Genomic DNA, 21,665 nt, shown 5'->3' with positions numbered 1-21,665 from the left:
TGGATGATCGTAATCACTAAATTTCAATTTTAGAAAAGAAAAACGCAGGTATAAAACTGCAACTTGACACTCTCCAAAATATCTTTAGAAAGCTTCTTTAAGTATGAGTACCGCAGTGAACCCGATAATAACCGCACCCTACGATTTAACCAATTGCGATCGCGAACCGATTCATATTCCTGGGTTTATTCAGCCCCATGGAGTTTTGTTAGTCCTGCAAGAACAGGATCTCAAAATATTACAGGTTAGCAATAACATCGAGAAAGTTTTTGAGTTGTCCGCAAGTTCACTACTGAATCAAACCTTAGATAAGCTGCTGGGCGATTATCAAACAGATACCTTAAAGCAGGCACTTAAAAACCATTTAGATTTACAGGCAGTGAATCCCTTTAAGTTATCTATTCAATCCACGAATAAAAGTAATAGTTTTAATGGATTACTGCATCGCTCCGAAAACTTTTTAATACTTGAATTAGAACCTTCCTTGTCTCAAGAAGTTCTAGGTTTCTTAGATCTTTATCATCTCACTCGCACTTCTGCCAAAAGCATTCAAAATACAAAATCCTTTCAAGATCTTTGCCAAGTGATTGTGCGTGAAATTCGCAAGCTAACTGGACTCGATCGCGTGATGCTCTACAAATTTGATCCTGAAGGGCATGGCAGCATTATTGCAGAAGAAAAGCAAGAACAGTTAATTCCATTTTTAGGGTTGCGCTATCCCAAAACGGATGTACCCCAGCAGGCACGGCAGCTATATCTAGACAATTGGATTCGCTTAATTACTGATATTAACTATGAGCCAGTAGAGCTTGTTCCGATCGCGAATCCAATGACTCAGCAACCCACTGATTTGAGCCAGTCAGTATTGAGAAGCGTTTCACCGTTGCATGTTGAATATTTGCAAAATATGGGAGTTGCGGCTTCCATGTCGATTTCAATTATTAAAGATGGGCAGCTATGGGGATTGATTGCCTGTCATCACTATTCGCCCAAGTTTGTTTCTTATGAAATTCGATCAGCCTGTGAATTTTTAGGACAGGTAATGTCATTGCAAATTTCCTATGTTGAAAACCAAGAACATCAAGACTATCGAATTGGTTTAAAGACCACTCATAATCAACTTGTTGAAAAAATGCTGCGATCGCCGTCCTTTGTGGATGGTTTATTCGATGATCAACCTAATTTACTTGATTTAACCAATGCTCATGGGGCAGCCATTTGGAACTCTGGAGATTGTCGAACGATTGGCATTACCCCTTCAATAGATCAGATTCAAATGATTGTTGAGTGGTTAGCAAAAAGCAGCGATCGCGATGTTTTTCAAACCCACTGCCTTTCTAGTGTGCTGCCCGAAGCGAAAACATTTAAAGACTCTGCAAGTGGCTTATTAGCAGTTTTAGTATCGCCTCGACACTATATTTTGTGGTTTCGCCCTGAAGTGATTCAAACGGTCAATTGGGCTGGAAATCCTCAAAAGCCGATTAGTCAAGATGAAGCTGGCAACGTGCGATTGTCTCCCCGGAAATCGTTTGATTTGTGGAAAGAAACGGTGCAGTTTCAATCACTGCCCTGGCTAACTTGCGAAGTTGATGCCGCGATCGAACTTCAGCAAGCGGTTGTGAAAGCGGTGTTATATCAAGCGGCTGAATTGGCAAAACTAAATCATGCATTACAGCGATCAGAAGCTCAAGAACGTGAGAAAGCAGCACAACTCGCGATCGCCCTCCAACAGCTTCAGGAAGCGCAAACTCTCCTCATCCACGGTGAAAAAATGTCGAGTTTGGGGCAACTTGTGGCAGGCATTGCCCATGAAATTAATAATCCGGTTAATTTCATTTATGGAAATCTCGATCATGCCAATCAATATACTGAAGGTTTGTTGAACATTTTGGCGCTTTATCAAACAACTGTTGTTGAACCCAATGCTGCAATTCAACAAGCGATCGATGAGGTTGATCTAGAGTTTTTAAAAGAAGATCTGCCAAAGTTGCTTAAATCAATGCAGGTCGGTTCAGAACGGATTAGAAACTTAGTCACTTCGCTGCGAAATTTCTCACGGTTGGATGAAGCCGAAATGAAATCGGTAGATATTCATGAGGGTATTGATAGCACCTTGCTAATTTTGGGACATCGCCTTAAACCTTATTCCGACCATCCCGGTATTCAACTCATTAAGCAGTATGGCGAGTTGCCCTTAGTCAGTTGTTATGCGAGTCAGCTAAACCAAGTCTTTATGAATCTGTTGGCAAATGCGATCGATGAATTAGAAACCCGCGATCGCACTCGTAGCATGGATGATGTGAAAGCCAATCCCAGCACGATTCACATTGCTACGGCAGTCATTTCGCGATCGCCCTCGTCTAATCATTCAAGTACTAATGGCTTAGCTCACTCTGCTCCAGCCGATTTTGTTGTAATTCGGATTAAAGACAATGGTTCTGGAATTCCTGAAGAAATTCAATCCCGATTATTTGATCCATTTTTCACGACAAAACCAATCGGGCAAGGAACCGGAATTGGGCTAGCCATTAGCCATCAAATTACCGTCGAAAAACATAAAGGAACGCTGAAATGCATTTCTCAGCCGGGTCAAGGAACCGAGTTTATTATTGAAATTCCCCTCCATTCGTAGTCAGTTAAATGGGGTGCATCCCACATTTGTAACCAAATGTACCTGTTCCCTCTACATCTTGTTTTTATTAGCAGAATCCTAATATGTCAGTTGTATTCGCCTGTGTGAGGCAATGGACGCAATGTTGAATTTTCTCTAGCCTGAGCAAACTATCTTGCTTGAGATCTCAATAGGCATAGGAGCAAAGCAGTTTGGATTTTATTGTGATGGATACGGAAGGGAGTCCAGAACTTCGGGAGATTGCCATTCTCGACTGTCAAGGACATCTGATCTATGAAGCTTTTTCTTCTGATCACCTCGAAAATTACAGCATCCGACTCAACCTGAAGCCGCTTAATAAAATTGTTCAAGATGTCGCCAAAATTATCCAATCGAGGCGCGTAATCTGCCACTATGCCAAACACGATCTGGAAGTGTTACAACATAGCTTTCACAAAGTGCAAGCCCCTTGGATAGACGTTGCTTTTAGCTGTACTTGGGAACTTACCAAACAAAAGTTTCAGGTAGATAGCTATTCGTTAGACCACTTAAGCAAATATCTCCATCTCAAAGTCAACGGCAAGCGCTTCAATTCAAATCAGGCTCACACTGCTCGGTATGATGCAGAATTTACCTATCAACTCTACTTAAAAATTCTAGAAAATCAGCAGGCAATGACACAAACCCAACCGCATTCCACCGCCAATCCTTTTAGCAGTAGTCGCGTTGATACCCCTTTTCAAGATCACATTGATTTCCAATCAATTTATCACGCTGAATTTGAACTGCTTAAGTCTAGTCTAGGTGACATTAAAGCTGACCCTAACCAACAAAGCAAAGGCGCGATCGTCATCGGTGAACCTGGTTCGGGCAAGACTCACTTGATCATGCGGATGGCTAAGGAACTGTTGCGTACCAATCGCCTGCTGTTTATCCGACAACCCAACAACGCCGAGCATGTTCTACACCACACCTATTCTCGAATTTTGGAATCTTTTGCTGAGAAGGTAATTGGCAGCGATCGCACTCAACTCGAACTGCTCATTGCGAATAGTTTTGTCAAAATTCTTAACTCACTACCCACGGTGACTAGCACTCAAAGGGGACAGGAGATTCTCGCCGCGCTTCAGAATAATAGTCTGAATCTTTATAGCCGTTTAGGAGCAGAAGATACCCAACGCAATCGAGAAAACTGGCAATATATTGAACGTCATCTCAACGAATGGTGGAGTCAAAAGTACACAGCGGCTAGCTATTCTACAACAATTCTCAAAGGAATTATCAAGTTTTGTAGCTATAGTGACTTAAGGAAAAAAGACTTGGCAAGACGATGGTTAGCGGGTTACGAACTTGAAGATGATCAAGCCGAAAGCATTGGTTTAGACAATTGGCAGACAGATATTAGTCGAGAAGAATTTGCGCTAGAAGCAATTAAGGTATTTGGCAAACTATCAACTCTTGATGAACCTCTAATTATTGTTTTTGACCAGCTAGAAAGCTTAGGACTAGCTCACAACAAACCTATTTTGGAGAGTTTTGGATCTGCTGTCAAAGAAATTTTGACGCATGTTCCCAATAGTTTGATTATTCTTAATTTGTTTCCTGAGCGCTGGGAGCAATTCAAAACATTTTTCGATGGTTCTGTGGTTGATAGAGTTTCTGAATATATCGTCAGATTAGAACGTCCTAGCGTTGAGCAACTAGAGAAGCTTTTAGCCCTTAAAGCAACATCTGTGGGGCTTGAGTTAGCTGATCTCTTCAATTCCTCAGAACTTAATAATATTCTTACTCAAGGCTCAATTCGGGCGGTTTTTAATCGTGCAAGTGCTTACTTTCGCTACAAAGTCAACAATATTCCAGTCCCGATCGACCATCAACCCTCTGCCAAAAATCCTTCGATTGAGTTTAGAGTTGAACAACTTGAACAGGTAATTTCTCAGATTGCGAATCTGGTTCGACCTTTTATAAACAGCCCATCTATCGAAGCTTTCTCCGAGATTGCAGGTCTAGAAATACCCTCAACTGCTCCACAAGAAGTCAATAACTCACCCGTTAATCTTCGCAATCAACCTCAGAGGACAGGGACTCAGAGAAGGCAGCTTTCTGTAGAAGACTCAATTCTTGAATATCTAGAATACAAGAAAGATGATTTGCTCGATGCCTACAATAAACCGACTATCATTAATGATGCAGATGACATCGGAAAGTTAGCTGCGATCGCTGAGGCTTTTAAGCTGTATCGAGCGTTAGATTTTTATCCTCTGCGGCTAGGAAAAAGTAAATTACCAGAGCATTTTAATATTAAGACTTCTCAAGGGGAAATTGTGATTGGCTTCCTCAACGCCAGTGGGAGTAGTTTTACGTCTCGCATCAAAAACTTTAATCAGTTAGTGGCTAGTCATCCCACAACTAAGTTTTTTTTGGTTAGAGATGCCCGTGAATCTGCAATTACTAGTAAAGTCGGCTCAGATGAAATTGCAAAACTGAACTACAGCCCAAATGGTCAATTTCTCATCAGTGAGCAGAGCGATCGCGTGAATTTTGACCTGACTTATAACCTGATTATTGATATTCAAGAAAGAGATTTAGAAGTTGACTTGGCAGTGGCTTTGCGTGTCTTGACTTCTTATTTGAATGATTACTGGCTCGTTTCAGCTTTGGGTGGTTATTAGCTCGACTTTATCCATTTTCAAGATGAGAGCTTCTTTAATCCCATATGGAACTATATCTAGACTTTGCAGGCATTCTCTAAAACCTAATAACTAACGTTATTCCTCCTATGTCGCTCAGAAAGCCAATCACCTTCAACGAGATTTTCTTCTGGCTAGCCGTTTTCGTTCTCTGCCTCTTTTGCCTTGCGCCAATTTTATGGCAGGTATTAACCTCCTTTAAGGTGAATGAGGATATCGCCGCGATTCCCAATATTTATATTCCGACTCGCCTGACGCTAAGCCACTACATTGAACTATTTACCCGCAAACCCTTTCTGCGGTATTTGCTGAATAGTACTTTCGTGTCCCTGACTTCTACCTTCCTGTGCTTGGCAATTGGCACTCCCGCCGCCTACGCGATCGCTCGTTTGCGTCCTTTAGGTGGCAACCTAATCCAGCTTGCGATTCTGCTCGTCACCTTATTTCCTAGCATTTTGCTGTTGCAAGGCTTGCTCGAAATCATCCAGTTTTTCCAGTTAGGCAATAATTATTTGGCGCTGATCATTCCCTACACTGCCATGAACCTACCATTAACGATTTTGGTCATGCGGAGCTTTTTTGCCCAACTGCCTAGAGAACTAGAAGATGCTGCCAAAGTCGATGGCTATAGCACCTGGCAATTGCTAATACAAATCCTCACACCGTTGACCCTGCCTGCGCTGGTTACTACGGGGATTCTGACTTTTATTGCCGCCTGGAATGAGTTTATCTTTGCCCTCACTTTTATCACCGAAGAAACCATGAAAACGGTTCCTGTTGCGTCTGCTCAGTTAGGTAGCGCTTCGGTATTCGAGATTCCCTACGGTCCGATCGCTGCTGCTACTGTGGTCGGCACGATTCCGCTGGTGATTCTTGTCCTGTTCTTTCAACGGCAAATTGTGCAAGGGCTAACCGCAGGAGCAGTCAAAGGGTAGTTATGAATTGTGAGTTTTGAGTTTTGAGTTGCGGGAAATGATTGAATTGGAAAAACTATTCTTTTGCTATTTCTTCAAGAATTGGCGCAGCAACTAAACTGGGTCAGGAATCTTGAGCTTCTCATTCAAGACGAAGACCTAATTATTGGCGAAACTTGCAAGTCTTCACTCAATTCAAAATTTAGAACTCAAAACTCAAAACTATTCTCCTCAAACTACTTTCCTCTCATGTCCAAACTCCAACTGATTCACCTCAACAAAACCTTTAGTCCTAGTGTGGTTCCGGTTAAAGATATTAATTTGACGGTGGAGGATGGCGAATTTTTGAGCCTGTTAGGTCCGTCGGGCTGTGGCAAATCGACCATTTTGCGGATGATTGCCGGACTAGAGGAGCCAACGCGGGGGCAAATATTGATTGACGATCGCGATGTGACGCAACTGAAACCGGGCGATCGCAATATTGCCATGGTGTTTCAAAGCTATGCCCTCTATCCCCACATGACGGTATATAAAAACCTGAGCGCGGGGCTGAAACTAAAGCAAGTGCCCAAGGATGAACGCGATCGCCGGATTCAAACCGTCTCGCATATTTTGGGCTTAGAGGATTTAATGCAGCGTAAGCCGGGGCAACTTTCCGGAGGACAACGCCAGCGAGTGGCAGTCGGCAGGGCATTAGTCCGAAACCCCGATGTGTTTTTGTTGGATGAACCCTTGAGCAATCTAGATGCCTTGCTGCGAGAAAACGTCCGCGCGGACTTAAAGCAAATCTTCGCTAGCCAAAGCGTACCTGTGGTTTATGTCACCCATGACCAAACGGAGGCAATGACGCTTTCCACCAAAGTTGCTGTCCTCAACAATGGCTATTTGCAGCAACTCGATACGCCCGATCGCATCTACAATCATCCCGCCAATCAGTTTGTTGCTAGTTTTGTCGGCAGTCCTCGCATGAACCTGATTTCGGTGCCTTGCCAAGCGGAACAAGCACTCTTGGGCACCTGCAATATTCCGCTGCCAACGACTGCCAAAGCACCGCCTCAGATCATGCTCGGCATTCGCCCGGAACATCTGCAACTGGCACAGCCCACCGATCAGTACACGATTCAAGGACAAGTATTTTTGGTGGAAAACTTAGGAATATACAAGCTGGGCAGCATTCGGAGCATGAGTAATCAAGGAGTGCCAATGGTGCTGCGATCGATGCTGCCATCCAATGAGGACTGGCTAAACCAAACTGTCACCTTAGCAATTTCCCCTAATTCGCTCCATTGGTTTGACGTGGAATCAGGGGAAACTTTGGCTGAATCACACTAAATTGCAACCCAAAATGCAGCCGCTTCGTTGCGGAAGAGTAATTTCTAACTCATTCGCGGTCTGCTTCAAAGTACTCTCACCAAAAAGCTGCTGTAGAGCTTGAGGCATCGCGGGTAACGTTGCTGTGGCAGATTCAGTTCCAGCATTCACAGCAACCACAATCGTTTCAGTCGGCAAACTACGCGCCAGAATATACACATCTCCCTTGGCATAGAGGGTTTTGTAGTCGCCCACTCGTAGCGCAGGATGGGCATGACGCAAAGCAATTAGCTGACGGTGATAATCCAAAAAGTCCTGATCCCAATCGGCTTCAAGAGGGAAGCCACGCCGCGAATCGGGATCAATGGCACCCGCCAAGCCGACCTCATCGCCATAGTAAATGCTAGGCGCACCGGGATAGGTCAACAGGAGCAGAGTTCCTAGTTTGACGCTATCTCTATCCCCATCCGCAATACTCAGCAACCGAGCCGTATCGTGACTGGCAAGCAGATTAAGCTGAGTTTGTTGAATTTCCCACGGGTAAAGCGCCAAAAGCTTTTGAATTTTGGCTGCGTAGCCTTTGGCATCTAACGCCGGATAGGGGGTATAAGATCGACCTTCAACATACTCACGAATGACGCGATCGCCCGCTGTAAAAGCGATCGTAGGCGCAGTAAATAAATAGTTCATCACCCCATCAAACTGAGACCCATCAAGCCATTCCCGCGAATCGCCCCAGATTTCTCCCACAATATAAGCTTCGGGATTAATCGCTTTGACGCGATCGCGAAACTCTTGCCAAAAACCAGGGGTTTTAATTTCATTCGGCACATCCAGCCGCCACCCATCAATCCCCAACTTCAGCCAATATTCGGCAACTTCCATCAAGTACTCACGCACACTAGGATTGTCGTGATTAAACACTGGCAGCGCCCGATTATCCCACCAACTTTCATAATTCGCTGGGCGATCGCCATCATAGGGCGCAAGTGGCCAGCCTTCGATTTTGAACCAATCGACCCAGGGCGAATAGGGTCCATTTTCCAAAATGTCATTAAAGAAAAAGAACCCGCGACTGCAATGATTAAACACGCCATCTAGCACCACTTTAATATTGCGACTGTGCGCTTCATTGAGCAATTCTTCAAACGCAATATTGCCACCCAAAATAGGGTCTACCTGAAAATAATCATGAGTGTGATACCGATGATTACTAGCCGATTGAAAGATTGGAGTGAAGTAAATTGCCGTAATTCCTAACGTTTGCAGATAATCCAGTTTTTCGATCACACCCCACAAGTCGCCCCCTTTATACCCTTGCAGCGTCGGCGGCACATGCCAAGGTTCCCAGGAGGACTCTTGCAGCCAGAGCTTACGAGCAGCAGCACGAACAAAGCGATCGGGAAAGATTTGATAGAAGACAGCATGTTTGACCCAATCAGGCGTTTGAATTTGCATAAGGGTTATAAGGTAGAAAATTTAAGAAAAAGTTACATTTGCAAAACCATTGTTAGAGTATCGAGATCCAGAATCAAGCGGGTCTGTCAATTGGCAGAAATTTAATAGCAGCAATTAAACAGAAGACCCTCATCCCCAATCCTTCTCCCCAAAAGAGAAGGGAGTAATACTCAAAGTCCCTCTCCCCAAGGAGAGGGATTTAGGGTGAGGGTGGTTTGTAGCATCCTAGGGCGATCGCTTGTGATTTCGACGAAATGCTATACCAACTTTCTGCCAAAGCATTTAGCTGATCAAGCACAGTACATAACTCCAGTCCCCGCGCTGTCAAACCATAGGTAACTTGCGGTGGCACAGTCGGTTCATAATGCCGATACAGAATCTCTTCCTGCTCTAATAAACGGAGGCGTTCTGTTAGCACTTTTGTAGAAATTCCTTCCACTAAGCGTTTCAATGCTCCAAAACGGGTTGCTCCTTGGGTCGATAATACCCACAAAATATACATCGTCCAAGGACCTGAAAGGACTGCCATTAAACGGCTGACAGGGCAAGGGTGACTATCTTTAGAAGAATGAGCCATGTTTAGTTACTGAAAAGTTCCTACTAGTTACTATAAAGTACCTACTTTACTTTAGTAAGTAGCCCTTTTAATATCGGGGTGTCTTTCAACTTAAGGCTCCACGAGGTTTCTATGGTCAGCGTTGCAGTGGTCTATTTTTCAGGTTCTGGGCATACCCATCTTATGGCTGAAGCGATCGCAGAAGGCATGAGTAAGGTGACTGAACACGTTCAGCTATTCCGCATTGTGGGCGAACAAATCACCAATGGGCGCTGGAAAGACGATCAGGTTTTAGAGCAACTTGCTCAGGCAGACGCGATCGTGTTTGGTTCACCGACCTACATGGGCGGAGTGGCAGCCCAGTTCAAAGCTTTTATCGATGCGGCTAGTTCTGCCTGGTTTGCTCAACAGTGGAAAGATAAAATTGCTGGCGGATTTACCCATTCTGGTTCCCCCAGTGGCGACAAGCAAGGAACGCTGCTTTACTTGGCGATTAATGCCGCACAGCACAGCATGATTTGGGTTGGTGCCGGTGAGATGCCCAGTGCTTCTATGGGTAAGGATGATAATGTCAATCGCTTAGGTTCTTTTTTAGGCGTGATGGGGCAAAGTGATCTAGATATGAGTGGCGCACCTGCTGTTATTGAACCTGGAGATCGCCTCACGGCTGTGCAGTATGGTCAACGGATTGCGATCGCGGCTCAACGCTGGAATCACAGCTAGAAATTGCCTCAGAAACAAGTAGAGACGCAAAATTTTGCGTCTCTAGACTAAATTTAGGCTGAGATATCTAGGCTGAGATGTCTTTACGCTTGAGGAACCCACACTGACACAGAGCCAGCAGGACAGCGAAACTCTGCCCAGCCTTTGTCATCGGTGGTTATCGGCTCATCAATATGTTCCGTCATATCAATGTAGGTGCGGTTCGGCTGCCCCACTTCCATATGCTTGCGGCCCTCATCGCCATTGCTGACAACTACTGCCATCCCGCCCGGATGATCTTCATCGCCTAACCGCGTCCAGCCAATAGTATTAGCATGGTCAAAGTAATCATACTGATCGCCATAGGCATAGGTTTGTCGGGCATAAAGCAGCTTATCTAGTAAGAATTGATGTTTATCTAGCCACACTTCATGCTCGTTTCCATCATTGCCGCTGTCTTTGTAATGAGCGCCGTAATAGTCGGGATAGAATACACAGGGATAGCCTGCTTGGCGTAGCAAAATTAGAGCATAGGCGATCGGTTTAAACCAAGACTCCACAACCGATTCTAAGGATTGCAGCGGTTGAGAATCGTGGTTTTCTACTAATGTCACCGCTAAAGTGGGCTGATCCTGCACCAGTGTATTATCAAAAATCTGGCGCATATCATACTCATTACCCGCTTGGCTCGCAACGTGGAAGTTGTAGTGCAGCGGCGCATCAAACAGCGTCACCTTGCCGTCAGTCGTTTCAATGAAGCTATGGAGCGCTTCCACATCGTAGGACCAGTATTCACCGACTGCAAAAAGATCTCGTTTGGCATAGTGGCTCACATGATCCATCCATTCGCGGAAAAACTCGGCAGAGACATGTTTCACCGCATCGAATCGAAAGCCATCTACGCCAGTGGTATCTACATACCACTCGCCCCAATATTTCAACTCGCCCATTACTTCGGGGTGATCCATATCTAGATCGCACCCCATGAGATAGTCAAAGTTACCTTTTTCTAGGTCAACATTGTTGTCGAATTCTTTGCCTTTAAGCAGATAAACAGCGTTTTCACCTTCGTTGTAAACGTTGTAATCGATCGCGTCAAAGTGCCACCAATGCCACTCCATTGTTGAGTATTTGCCAGCACGACCGGGAAAGGTGAAATGAGTCCAAGCTTTTATTTTTTGGTATTCTCCGATCGCTTCATTCCGATTGTCAGCATTTAAGGGCGTGGCTTCTGCTTCTTCTTCGGCATCGGCTCCTAACTTGTGATTGAGTACCACATCGGCATAGACTCGAATCCCAGCTTTTTGAGCCGCTTTAATCGCCTTGATGTATTCTTCCTTAGTGCCATACTTGGTTCGCACCGAGCCTTTCTGGTCAAACTCGCCTAGATCAAATAAGTCGTAGACTCCGTAGCCGACATCCATGCCACCGCCCGTGCCTTTATAAGCGGGGGGTAACCAAACGGAAGTTACTCCAGCTTTTGCTAATTCATCAGCCGATTCTGCTAATTGATTCCATAGGTTGCCATCATCTGGACTATACCAATGAAAATATTGCATCATCACACCGTTTGTTTCCGACACGAATGTAGCCTCCCGCGAAAGATAGAAATTGTTGGAATTTATATATATCTGTAATATTAAATACGATAAAAGGATTAAAACATCTATCAAGTGACCAAAACAACATCGACCGAATGATAGATGCTTAATGGCGTTGGTTTGTCTTGTGAAACTAGGGTATCGCATTCTCTACGGGCGATCGCTCTGATTTTTCTTTTTCATCGGATTTTTCTTCAGGGGCTAGCTCACGCTGGAGGGTTTCTTGAAGTGCATTTAGAACGGCGATCGGGTCAGCCGCTTCTTGCATGATGACTGCTTCTGGATCATAGCGATCGCGCACATTGGGTAAATCTGCTCGAAGTTCTTCCAGAATTGCAATAATTTTGGCAATCTTTTGTTCAGATAGCAAGTTCAGTTGCAACATCAATTGAGTCCGTTGCTCAGCAAAATTTTCTTCCCGGCTTTGCTCAATTAAAACTCCCGTAGAAATCAGTAAAGCAGCCGCATCTAAACCGTGTTCTGACCAATGAAATAGCGGAAATGTAAACGGTAAAAACTGACTGAAAAGACTACTTGCAATCCAAATAGTAAACCCTGCTATCAATACATACAGGAAAGCAGGTTGTCCAAAAAACTTGGCGATCGCTTCAATCGCTCGTTGATGAGCAGCCAAGTCTTGCACTTCTTGATTATGCATTGAGAGAATCGCTTCAATGTTTTTGGTCACCGGGTCAGGGAGAGGCGCTGTGAGAATTTTTCTGGGTCTCGCTTTACGATTAAGTAGATGATTCATACGGCTATGCATGTTTTCAAATTTATTTCGTCATCGTCCATCTCGTCGTCATTTTTTGCAAGTCACCACAGGAGGAATTGCTGCCAGCGCTTTGTCTGCTACCTTGCCTGACGATGCCGCTGCTGCCTTGCCGGTGCTAAAGCCGCGTATGCTGCGACCCGGCGATACGGTGGGGATGGTTGCGCCTGCGAGTAATGCTTACGAGCCAGAGGAGATTGCGATCGCCCAGGAAACCATGGAGCAATATGGCTTTAAAGTGGTGTTGGGACGCAACATTACTGCCCAAAACGGCTATCTAGCGGGAACCGATGCCCAACGCGCCGCTGATGTGAATGAGATGTTTCGGCGGGCTGATATTCGCGGCATTGTCACCTTTTCCGGTGGCTATGGCTGTAGCCGGATTCTGCCGCTGTTGGATTATGAACAAATTCGGCGATCGCCCAAAGTAATTGTCGGTCACAGCGATATTACGGCGCTGCTTGTTGGCATCAATCGCAAAACTGGATTAGTTACTTTTCATGGGTCTTCAGGGCTGACGGGCGTAGGCGATTATGCTATGGAACACTTTCGCCGCACCATGATGTCCAGTCGCGCGATTGGGGGAGTGGCAAAACCGCCCCAACCCGCAGAGGGCACCATTGAACGCACCAATCGCCTGATTACGATTGTGCCAGGACAAGCAACGGGGCAACTGGTCGGCGGCAATCTCACCCTGATTACCAACCTGATCGGTACACCGTTTGAACCCGACACCACAGGCAAGATTTTATTTTTAGAAGAAATTGGCGAGGAGCCTTATCGCATCGATCGCATGTTAACCCAACTGTGGCTAGCCGGAAAGCTGCAAGCCGCTGCCGGAATTGCCCTAGGTCGCTTTGTGGATTGCTACCCGAAGGAGTATCAAGCGTCGTTTCCGCAAACCATTAGCCTAGAAAATGTGCTGCGCGATCGCTTGGAACCGTTGAAAAAACCAACCCTGTATAACCTAATGTTTGGACATGTACGCGAGAACGCCGTGCTGCCAATTGGGGCGATCGCCACCTTAGATGCCACCGCTAAAACTCTCATCGTTAATGAAAATGCCGTTTATGCAAGCTAACTGGCTGGAAATGGCTAAACCAGCAGCAGAACAGGTCTAGGATAAGAATCGTTGAGTGGTATGCCCCTGTGAGTCAGTTATCTTCCCCATCCGAGCCAATTCTGGTAGCGATCGCGCGTCTGCGGTGCCTAAGTCAAGTCAGCATCCAACCAGGCTGGCGATATTGCGATCAAGATTTACCACCCATTGAAGCCACAAACTCTGAAAACTGGAAGAATTGGGCGATCAGCGAAGTCAACGCCAAAGATCATCATCCCTGGAAAATTGGGCAGACGGTGCGCTGGTTTGCGCGACTAGTGGAGGTTCCCACTGATTTAAACGGCTACCCGTTAGAAGGGATGTGTTTACGGCTAGCGTTGCTGTGGTGGGCAACAGACGCGCAAGTCTACGTCAACGGTGAATTAGTACAGTCAGGCGATTTGTTTGACTGTGCCCCCCGGCTTTTGTTGAGTTCTAGCGTTAAGGCGGGTGATGAATTTGCGATCGCCCTCCGTCTCGTCAGCCCCATCCATGAAGACGGCGCACTGATGAAATCCGCCTGTCACTACGAAGTGTTTGACCCCAACTCACTCCCCGAACCCGCCTTTATTGCCAACGAGCTTGCCGTACTGCACAGCTTTCTTAAACAATTCCAACCCGAAAAGCTGGTTTTTCTAAATGAGGCTATTTCAAAAATTGATTGGGCTTCTCTAACCTCATCTCCCTCCACCCCTCCACCCCTCCACCCCTTCACGGCTTCACTTCACGCCCTCCGCAAAACTCTTTTACCACTGGCTGAACCGATTAAACAACGCCAGATTACCCTAGTCGGACATGCTCACCTGGATATGGCGTGGCTATGGACAGTGGCAGAAACCTGGGAAGCCGCAGAGCGCACCTTTCGCTCTGTCCTAAACTTGCAACAAGACTTTCCAGAACTGACGTTTGCCCATACTACGCCAGCCCTGTACGAATGGATAGAGAAAAATCGTCCTGATTTGTTCGCTCAAATTCAGGAACAGGTGAAAGCCGGAAAATGGGAAATCGTCGCTGGGTTTTGGATTGAGCCAGAGTTAAACCTAATCAGCGGCGAATCGATCGCCCGACAAATTCTCTACGGACAGAGATACATTCAAGAAAAATTTGGGCAGACCTGCGCGATCGCCTGGGTGCCTGACACCTTTGGCTTCACCTGGCAATTGCCCCAACTCTTGAAGCAGGGCGGCGTAGACTACTTCGTTACCCAAAAGCTGCGCTGGAACGACACCACAAAGTTTCCCCATGAAGTTTTTCAGTGGCAAGCACCCGACGGTACGCAGATTTTCAGCCTAATGTCTGCCCCCATTGGTGAAGCGATCGACCCGGTGAAAATGGCGACCTTTGCCTGGGAACTGGAGCAAAAAACAGGTTTGCAAACTACTCTCTGGCTCCCCGGTGTCGGCGATCACGGCGGCGGACCCACCCGCGACATGCTGGAAGTAGCCCGACGTTGGCAGCGATCGCCCTTCTTCCCGCAGATGGAATTTGGCACCGTGTTGAAGTATCTAGAAGGTGTCAGGGAACAGGGAACAGAGAACAGGGAACAGGGAATAGGGAACAGGGAACAGACCACGCTTGAAGATTCCACTCAAAACTCAAAACTCGAAACTCAGAACTCTTCTAGCTCCCTTCCCACCTGGAACTCCGAACTTTACCTGGAATTTCATCGCGGCTGCTACACCACCCATGCTGATCAGAAGCAGGAAAATCGACAAGCTGAAAATCTGCTTGATAAAGTAGAACTATGGGCATCGTTGGCAGCAATCACCACCGGAATGTCTTACCCCAAAGAGCGATTAGAGGAAACCTGGAAAAAGGTTTTATTCAATCAGTTTCATGACATTCTGCCTGGATCATCGATTACTCAAGTGTTTGATGATGCGAATGAAGTTTGGGAAGATGTTCAGCGGACTGAGTTATTTCCTATGCTTACTGACCTATCAAACAAGCTCGCAAGTTGCATTGCTCCACTTCAACCTCCTCCTCATCCTGATGCCAAATTATTAGTCGTATTCAACGCCCTAAGTTGGGAACGTACCGAGATCGCCAGAATAGGTTTATTCATGCCCCCTTATAAACATAAATACTGGCAAGTCTGCGATTTAGAAGGGCAGATTGTTCCTATTCAAAATTCATCAAAAAACGGGCGCAGTGACAGCATTTCATTTCTAGCTGAAAAAGTTCCGCCTCATGGTTATCGCTCTTACTGGATTTATGAAATTGAGCCGATCTCAGCCGATTTTGATCATGAGTCCTATGTACTAGAAAACGAGTATTTGCATATCACTGTTAATCCAGCAACAGGGGATTTAGTCAGCATTTACGACAAGCAGAACCGGCGAGAAGTATTGAGCGGGGTTGGTAATCAATTGCAGGCGTTTGAAGATAAAGGGCAATACTGGGACGCTTGGAATATTGATCCAAATTACGAGAACTATCCTTTACCACCAACCGAGTTACAAGAAATCATGTGGCTGGAAAAAAGTCCAGTGAGATCGTGCTTACAAGTTACTCGCAAACTCAACCAATCTACTTTCAAGCAAATTTACATTTTAAAAATGGGTTCACCAATCCTCAAAATCACAACGGAAGTGAATTGGCAAGAGCGTCATGTTCTGGTCAAAGCAGCCTTTCCGCTCAATTTAGAAGCTGACTTTGCTACCTACGAAATTCCCTGTGGAGCGATTCAGCGCACGACAAAACCGCAAACCGACGCAGAAAAGGCACAGTGGGAAGTTCCGGCGATGCGCTGGGCAGATTTGAGCGATGGAAATTATGGTGTGAGCCTGTTGAACGACTGTAAATATGGCTACGATGCTCAACCGAATCAGTTGCGGCTCACCTTGCTGCGCGGCTCGGAGTGGCCCGACCCCGAAGCCGATAAAGGATGGCACACTTTTACCTATGCAATTTATCCCCATGTAGGTAACTGGAAACAGGCGCAAACGGTACGACATGGCTACGAATTAAATATGGTGCTAGATATTGTGAAACTTAATCTAGATGAGATGGCTCAACCTGGAACCTTGCCACCTGTGGGGTCATTGCTCGACTTAGGAGCGGAAAATCTGGTGCTGATGGCATTAAAGCAGGCGGAAGATGCGCCCGATGAGTGGATTTTGCGCTGCTATGAGTGCCATGGCGAGGAGGCGCAGTTGAACCTGAGCAGCGACTTGAATCTGAAGATTGAGACGGCTGTGGATTTGTTGGAGCAGCCAATTGGTGAACCCATAACAAAGGGGCAACCGATCGCCGTTCGCCCCTGGGAAATAGTTAGTTTTAAATTAAAGCGCGATCGCGACTAATCTTCGTGGTCTTCAAACGGATCATCCAAGCTCTTTGCGGGAGGACCAAACGCCGTGTAGATGGCATATCCAGTCAGACCAACGAGGGCAGCGCAGATCGAAATGTTAAGAGCTATTGCAGGTTCCATTGGCATTAAAATTATAAGTACACAGCCATCGTATAATGTAACGAACATTTACAACTTCTGTCGAGATTCTCATAAGGTGACCATGGCACAGCGGACTCGGTTAGGTGATATTCTTAAGCCCTTAAATTCTGAATACGGTAAGGTTGTTCCTGGCTGGGGAACAACTCTTCTAATGGGAGTTTTCATGGGTTTATTTCTGGTGTTTTTGCTGATTATTTTGCAAATTTACAATTCCTCGATCATTTTGGATGGTTTTTCTGTGGATTGGTAAGCACAAGAATCCAGTGCTTCCAATGCAAAGTTTATTTCTACCGCACTGTGCCCCGGCTCTTCGGGGTTTTTTTATGAGCGGAACTTGGGCGGAATTTGGAATGTCTCACCGCAGGTGCGTCAAGATTTCATCCAGATTTTTCTTGGCATCACCAAATAACATTTCGGTGTTTGCTTTGTAGAACAGCGGGTTTTCTACCCCGGCGTAACCGCTTGCCATACTGCGCTTCATGACAATCGCCTTATGGGATTTCCAGACTTCCATTACAGGCATTCCAGCGATCGGGCTGTTAGGATCTTCTTCCGCGCTGGGGTTAACCGTATCGTTTGCGCCAATGATTAACACCGCATCCGTTGCCGGAAAATCTTCGTTAATCTCGTCCATCTCTAGCACGATGTCATAGGGCACATGCGCTTCTGCCAGCAACACGTTCATATGTCCCGGCATCCGTCCTGCTACGGGATGAATGCCAAACCGGACAGTAATTCCCAGCCCTTTCAGAGTTTTGGCAATATCTGAAACCGAGTGCTGAGCTTGTGCCACTGCCATGCCATATCCCGGCACAATCACAACGCTTTTGGCATCACGCAGAAGTTTTGCGGTATCAGCGGCAGTCGTTTCATGGACTTCTCCTTCTAACTTGACAGCAGGAGCCGAACCACTTGCAGCGCCAAATCCACCCAAAATCACACTGATAAAAGAGCGGTTCATTGCCTTACACATGATGTAGCTGAGAATTGCGCCGCTGCTACCCACGAGTGCCCCGGTGATGATCAGTAGATCGTTGGACAGCATGAACCCCGCTGCTGCTGCCGCCCAACCAGAATAACTGTTGAGCATGGAAATGACCACGGGCATATCTGCACCGCCGATCGCAAGTACCAAATGCACACCCAGCACCATGGCGATGCCCGTCATAATCAGTAAAGGTGTCAGTCCAGCATAACCTGGAGCCGCGAGAAACCAACTGCCTAACCACACGATCGCCGCTAGCATTCCCAGATTCAAAAAGTGGCGCGCAGGCAACAATACAGGTTTGCTTGTAATCAAAGCTCTAAGTTTGCCAAACGCAATCACAGAACCGGAAAATGTCACGGCTCCAATGAAAACACCGACATAAATTTCGACTTGGTGAATCGCCTCTTCCACACCGCTAAGTGAGTGGTCGGGCGAAAGGTAATTAGCAATGCCGACGAGAACTGCCGCTGCGCCGACGAAACTATGCAAAATGGCGACGAGTTCTGGCATGGAGGTCATGGCAACCCGTGCTGCCAAAAGTGACCCAATTAAAATTCCAGGAATCATGGCGATCGCTAAGGTGCCGTAATTGCTAGCATCAAAGCCACTCATGCCAGCCCCGATCGCCGTTGCCACGATCGCGATCGCCATACCAATCATGCCGTACAGGTTGCCCCGCTGCGCCGATTCCTGGTTCGACAATCCCCCCAGGCTGAGGATGAATAGAGCGCTGGCTCCAATGTAAGAAACCGTCAAAAGGCTGCTGGTCATAAAGGTAAAGGGGTGAAGAAAGTAAAGGGGTAGGGGGAAGGAATGGCGAATAGCGAGCTTAAAATTCAAAACTCAAAATTCAAAACTTTGCCTCTTTTATCTTTGAAACATTTTCAACATCCGTTGAGTGACGAGAAAGCCCCCGGCAATGTTGATGGTGCCGATGAGAATGGCGATCGCACCTAAAATTGCGGTGGGTGAAAAGGCAGAACCAGACAATTGCAGGATGCCGCCGATGATAATAATGCCGCTGATGGCATTGGTAACGCTCATTAATGGAGTGTGCAGCGCAGGACTAACGTTCCAGATCACTTGCCAACCCACAAAAATTGCCAGTACAAACACCGTGAGGTGTGTGAGGAACGAGGGTGGTGCGCCAATGCCAATACCAAGGAGTGTCAATCCGGTTAGGGCTAGCCAAATGAAATCTTGACTGCTGCCGGGAGATGATTTTTTGCCGGGTAGCTGAGAGGTTGGTGCAGTTACAGGGGTTGCGATTCGTGAAACGATCCCTGCGGGAATCGGGGCAGTTGGAACCGAAACAGCTTTCACTGGGACAGATTGCGGCGCAACTTGAGCCGACTCCACAGGTTTTGGCGGCAGAGCAGGTGGCTTGTTGGGCGACCAGGTGATCTTGCCCTCTCTTACTACAGTTGCGCCGCGTATCACTTCGTTGTCAAAGTCCAAGGTGTATTTGTCGTTACCGCCCAGTTCATCTAGCAAGTGACATAAGTTTGTGCCATAAAGCTGGCTTGCCTGTTGCGCCATCCGGCTAGGCAAATCGGTTAAGCCAATAATAGTCACGCCATTGTAACGATACACTTCGCCCGGTTTTGTGACTTCGCAGTTGCCGCCCTGTTCTGCGGCGAGATCCACAATGACGGAACCCGGTTTCATACTGTCTACCATTGCCTGGGTAATCAGTACGGGTGCTTTTATTCCCGGAATGAGAGCAGTGGTGATGATAATGTCTACCTCTTTTGCCTGTTCTGCAAACAGCGCCATTTCCGCCTTGATGAATTCTTCGCTCATCACTTTGGCATAACCACCCTGTCCAGTGCCGTCTTCCTCAAACGCCAGTTCTAGAAACTCGGCTCCCATGCTTTCGACTTGCTCTTTTACCGCAGGGCGCGTGTCGAAGGCGCGGACGATCGCTCCCAAATTTTTGGCTGCTCCGATCGCGGCTAATCCGGCAACTCCTGCGCCAATGATCATCACTTTAGTAGGAGGCACTTTACCCGCAGCGGTGATCTGTCCAGGGAAAAAGCGATCGAATTGACTCGCAGCTTCAATCACTGCCCGGTATCCCGCAATGTTTGCCATGGAACTCAAGGCATCCATTTTTTGAGCGCGACTAATTCGAGGAATGGCATCCATTGCCAGCACAGTCGCTTTCCGGACAGCTAAAGCCTCTAGCAATTCTCGATTTTGTGCCGGATAGATAAAGCTGATCACCGTGCCGCCCTCTCGCACTGATTCTACTTCAGAGGAGCCATTTGCTTCAGACTGGAGTGCAGGTGGGCGCACTTTTAGCACAATATCCGACTCTGCCCAAAGGGTTGAAGCGTCTGGTACAACGGTGCAGTTTGCTTGCACATACGCTTCATCTAGAAAGTTTGCGGCACTGCCAGCATTCGCTTCAACCCACACTTCAAACCCCAGCTTTTGTAAGCGTTTAGCGGTGTCTGGTGTGGCAGCAACTCGGCATTCACCGGGATAAATTTCTTTAGGAATCCCAATTTTCATAGCGGCTCCAACGATCGCTCCTAATCAATAAGCTCCCTATATTTGCAAGGGTATTTGAACTTTTACTTTTGAACCTTTACTACTGTGGTGCGATTTTGGCAGGATTGTTTTTTCAGCAGAATGATTTAAGACCAAAGTTGTTGAACGTTACAATTCTTGGAAAGAATTAAATATTTAAATGGGTCTGCGTCTGCCTAGCCAGAGTACCCAATGTCGTTTTAGGGTGGATACTGATAGAGTGTATGGGAATAAATAAGGAAGGCTTCAGATCACAAATCAATATTTTGATTGAGTAAATTTGATAGCAGCCGGGATAACTAGCTAGTTGGGTGAAAGAGACTATGGTTTTTAATTTATTGACACGACGCTTTCTCGCTGGGTTTGCGATCGCAAGTTGCTTGGTTGGAGCGGTGCCCCTCATCAGCATGGCTCAAAGCGGTTTACCCGGTTTAACCCTATTTGGGGGTGCAAAAGGCGATGATAACTTGAACTACCGTCTAGACTTTGGCGGTCGGGCTGGAGGCTGGGATCGCTACCGTCTTCGTCTTCCTGCCAAAAAGATGAAGTTGGCGGTTGCCCAATTTGCAATTTCCTATCCTGACTACTACCAAGGCACTTTCGACCCCAAAAGCGTTGAACTACAAGTTCAGGGGAAATCCGTAAAGCTGAAGGAAGTCGTTTGGAATAAAGAAAATAACCTACTCGAAATCTTTCCTGAAGATCCTGTACCTGCGAATACCAAAGTGGAAATCTGGTTGGAGAATGTCAAAAATCCAACTTCAGGCGGCATGTTCTACTTCAACTGTCAAATTATGTCCCCTGGCGATTTGCCTTTGCTGCGCTATTTGGGCACTTGGGTGATCCAAATCTCTTAGACGAGCGCTAAAACTACCCCTGTAGAAACTGCATCACCTTTTACAGCTTGACCTAAAGGGTGATACAGTTATGGACTGTGAATTTTTTCAAACCTTGTTTGGGAAGCTTGAGAGAAG

The 21,665-nt window shown here is 46.5% G+C and carries 16 protein-coding genes; 9 read left to right on the top strand and 7 right to left on the bottom strand.

The annotated features are described in order from the left end of the window. Nucleotides 1–103: 103 nt before the first annotated feature. The 4 genes from AB3R30_RS09200 to AB3R30_RS09185 all read left to right on the top strand — a co-directional run bounded on the left by AB3R30_RS09200 (nucleotide 104) and on the right by AB3R30_RS09185 (nucleotide 7,547). A complete protein-coding gene (locus tag AB3R30_RS09200; RefSeq protein WP_458648877.1) occupies nucleotides 104–2,632 on the top strand; it encodes an ATP-binding protein in 2,529 nt (842 codons plus the stop codon). Nucleotides 2,633–2,823: 191 nt separating this feature from the next. Beyond that, entirely contained in the window at nucleotides 2,824–5,283 is a 2,460-nt protein-coding gene (locus AB3R30_RS09195; RefSeq protein ID WP_458648876.1) for an exonuclease domain-containing protein, read from the top strand. Nucleotides 5,284–5,390: 107 nt separating this feature from the next. Then, nucleotides 5,391–6,236, top strand: coding sequence for a carbohydrate ABC transporter permease (locus tag AB3R30_RS09190; protein WP_458648875.1), 846 nt, complete (start codon nucleotides 5,391–5,393; stop codon nucleotides 6,234–6,236). A gap of 228 nt (nucleotides 6,237–6,464) precedes the next feature. Then, nucleotides 6,465–7,547, top strand: coding sequence for an ABC transporter ATP-binding protein (locus AB3R30_RS09185; RefSeq protein WP_458648874.1), 1,083 nt, complete (start codon nucleotides 6,465–6,467; stop codon nucleotides 7,545–7,547). Here the strand turns inward: AB3R30_RS09185 and AB3R30_RS09180 are convergent. Further along, complete coding sequence (locus tag AB3R30_RS09180) at nucleotides 7,539–8,984, bottom strand: glycoside hydrolase family 13 protein (RefSeq protein WP_458648873.1); 1,446 nt, start codon at nucleotides 8,982–8,984, stop codon at nucleotides 7,539–7,541. The genes AB3R30_RS09185 and AB3R30_RS09180 overlap by 9 nt on opposite strands. A 199-nt stretch (nucleotides 8,985–9,183) precedes the next feature. Next, nucleotides 9,184–9,561, bottom strand: coding sequence for a winged helix-turn-helix transcriptional regulator (locus AB3R30_RS09175; RefSeq protein ID WP_458648872.1), 378 nt, complete (start codon nucleotides 9,559–9,561; stop codon nucleotides 9,184–9,186). 111 nt (nucleotides 9,562–9,672) lie between these two features. Here AB3R30_RS09175 and AB3R30_RS09170 point away from each other — a divergent pair, with 111 nt between their 5' ends. Then, a complete protein-coding gene (locus tag AB3R30_RS09170) occupies nucleotides 9,673–10,263 on the top strand; it encodes a flavodoxin family protein (protein ID WP_458648871.1) in 591 nt (196 codons plus the stop codon). A gap of 83 nt (nucleotides 10,264–10,346) precedes the next feature. Here AB3R30_RS09170 and AB3R30_RS09165 read toward each other — a convergent pair whose 3' ends face one another. Further along, nucleotides 10,347–11,825 carry an alpha-amylase gene (locus AB3R30_RS09165; RefSeq protein ID WP_458648870.1) on the bottom strand — a complete coding sequence of 493 codons (1,479 nt, stop codon included), beginning with the start codon at nucleotides 11,823–11,825 and terminating at the stop codon, nucleotides 10,347–10,349. A 151-nt stretch (nucleotides 11,826–11,976) separates the two neighbouring features. Further along, nucleotides 11,977–12,597, bottom strand: a complete 621-nt coding sequence (locus AB3R30_RS09160; RefSeq protein WP_458648869.1) for a DUF1003 domain-containing protein — start codon at nucleotides 12,595–12,597, stop codon at nucleotides 11,977–11,979. Nucleotides 12,598–12,607: 10 nt separating this feature from the next. Between AB3R30_RS09160 and AB3R30_RS09155 the strand changes: the two genes are divergently transcribed. Then, on the top strand, nucleotides 12,608–13,696 hold the full coding sequence (locus AB3R30_RS09155; protein ID WP_458648868.1) for a S66 peptidase family protein: 1,089 nt from the start codon (nucleotides 12,608–12,610) through the stop codon (nucleotides 13,694–13,696). A 68-nt stretch (nucleotides 13,697–13,764) separates the two neighbouring features. Then, nucleotides 13,765–17,019: an alpha-mannosidase gene (locus AB3R30_RS09150; RefSeq protein ID WP_458648867.1), complete on the top strand. Its 3,255-nt coding sequence runs from the start codon at nucleotides 13,765–13,767 to the stop codon at nucleotides 17,017–17,019. On the opposite strand, the gene psbN is transcribed toward AB3R30_RS09150, so the two are convergent. Next, nucleotides 17,016–17,147 (bottom strand): photosystem II reaction center protein PsbN, encoded by a 132-nt coding sequence (gene psbN, locus AB3R30_RS09145; RefSeq protein ID WP_171573419.1) that lies wholly within the window; start codon nucleotides 17,145–17,147, stop codon nucleotides 17,016–17,018. The genes AB3R30_RS09150 and psbN overlap by 4 nt on opposite strands. Nucleotides 17,148–17,229: 82 nt before the next feature. Between psbN and psbH the strand changes: the two genes are divergently transcribed. Beyond that, nucleotides 17,230–17,418, top strand: a complete 189-nt coding sequence (psbH, locus tag AB3R30_RS09140) for a photosystem II reaction center phosphoprotein PsbH (protein WP_171573420.1) — start codon at nucleotides 17,230–17,232, stop codon at nucleotides 17,416–17,418. A gap of 105 nt (nucleotides 17,419–17,523) precedes the next feature. Here the strand turns inward: psbH and pntB are convergent, their stop codons facing one another. Both pntB and pntA read right to left on the bottom strand, forming a co-directional pair. Next, nucleotides 17,524–18,927: a Re/Si-specific NAD(P)(+) transhydrogenase subunit beta gene (gene pntB / locus AB3R30_RS09135; protein ID WP_458648866.1), complete on the bottom strand. Its 1,404-nt coding sequence runs from the start codon at nucleotides 18,925–18,927 to the stop codon at nucleotides 17,524–17,526. Between the two features lie 96 nt (nucleotides 18,928–19,023). Further along, the gene (gene pntA / locus AB3R30_RS09130) at nucleotides 19,024–20,673 is read right to left on the bottom strand and encodes a Re/Si-specific NAD(P)(+) transhydrogenase subunit alpha (RefSeq protein ID WP_458648865.1); all 1,650 of its coding nucleotides are present in this window, start codon (nucleotides 20,671–20,673) and stop codon (nucleotides 19,024–19,026) included. Nucleotides 20,674–21,014: 341 nt separating this feature from the next. On the opposite strand from pntA, the gene AB3R30_RS09125 reads away from it, so the two are divergent. Further along, nucleotides 21,015–21,548, top strand: coding sequence for a DUF2808 domain-containing protein (locus tag AB3R30_RS09125; protein ID WP_458648864.1), 534 nt, complete (start codon nucleotides 21,015–21,017; stop codon nucleotides 21,546–21,548). Nucleotides 21,549–21,665 lie beyond the last annotated feature (117 nt).

The organism is Sivoneniella epilithica UHCC 1019, assembly GCF_040830845.1.
In the GTDB taxonomy this organism is placed as follows: domain Bacteria; phylum Cyanobacteriota; class Cyanobacteriia; order Leptolyngbyales; family Leptolyngbyaceae; genus ULC077BIN1.
The sequence above is the reverse complement of the archived record's forward strand: the minus strand, read 5'-3'. Positions and strand labels throughout refer to the sequence as shown.

What these genes read in the sequence shown, in the direction of transcription:
- AB3R30_RS09125 (WP_458648864.1), top strand. Translation starts at nt 21,015, where the DNA reads ATGGTTTTTAATTTATTGACACGACGCTTTCTCGCTGGGTTTGCGATC.
- AB3R30_RS09160 (WP_458648869.1), bottom strand. Translation starts at nt 12,597, where the DNA reads ATGAATCATCTACTTAATCGTAAAGCGAGACCCAGAAAAATTCTCACA.
- AB3R30_RS09175 (WP_458648872.1), bottom strand. Translation starts at nt 9,561, where the DNA reads ATGGCTCATTCTTCTAAAGATAGTCACCCTTGCCCTGTCAGCCGTTTA.
- pntA (WP_458648865.1), bottom strand. Translation starts at nt 20,673, where the DNA reads ATGAAAATTGGGATTCCTAAAGAAATTTATCCCGGTGAATGCCGAGTT.
- psbN (WP_171573419.1), bottom strand. Translation starts at nt 17,147, where the DNA reads ATGGAACCTGCAATAGCTCTTAACATTTCGATCTGCGCTGCCCTCGTT.
- AB3R30_RS09180 (WP_458648873.1), bottom strand. Translation starts at nt 8,984, where the DNA reads ATGCAAATTCAAACGCCTGATTGGGTCAAACATGCTGTCTTCTATCAA.
- AB3R30_RS09200 (WP_458648877.1), top strand. Translation starts at nt 104, where the DNA reads ATGAGTACCGCAGTGAACCCGATAATAACCGCACCCTACGATTTAACC.
- AB3R30_RS09155 (WP_458648868.1), top strand. Translation starts at nt 12,608, where the DNA reads ATGTTTTCAAATTTATTTCGTCATCGTCCATCTCGTCGTCATTTTTTG.
- AB3R30_RS09190 (WP_458648875.1), top strand. Translation starts at nt 5,391, where the DNA reads ATGTCGCTCAGAAAGCCAATCACCTTCAACGAGATTTTCTTCTGGCTA.
- AB3R30_RS09170 (WP_458648871.1), top strand. Translation starts at nt 9,673, where the DNA reads ATGGTCAGCGTTGCAGTGGTCTATTTTTCAGGTTCTGGGCATACCCAT.
- AB3R30_RS09185 (WP_458648874.1), top strand. Translation starts at nt 6,465, where the DNA reads ATGTCCAAACTCCAACTGATTCACCTCAACAAAACCTTTAGTCCTAGT.
- pntB (WP_458648866.1), bottom strand. Translation starts at nt 18,927, where the DNA reads ATGACCAGCAGCCTTTTGACGGTTTCTTACATTGGAGCCAGCGCTCTA.
- psbH (WP_171573420.1), top strand. Translation starts at nt 17,230, where the DNA reads ATGGCACAGCGGACTCGGTTAGGTGATATTCTTAAGCCCTTAAATTCT.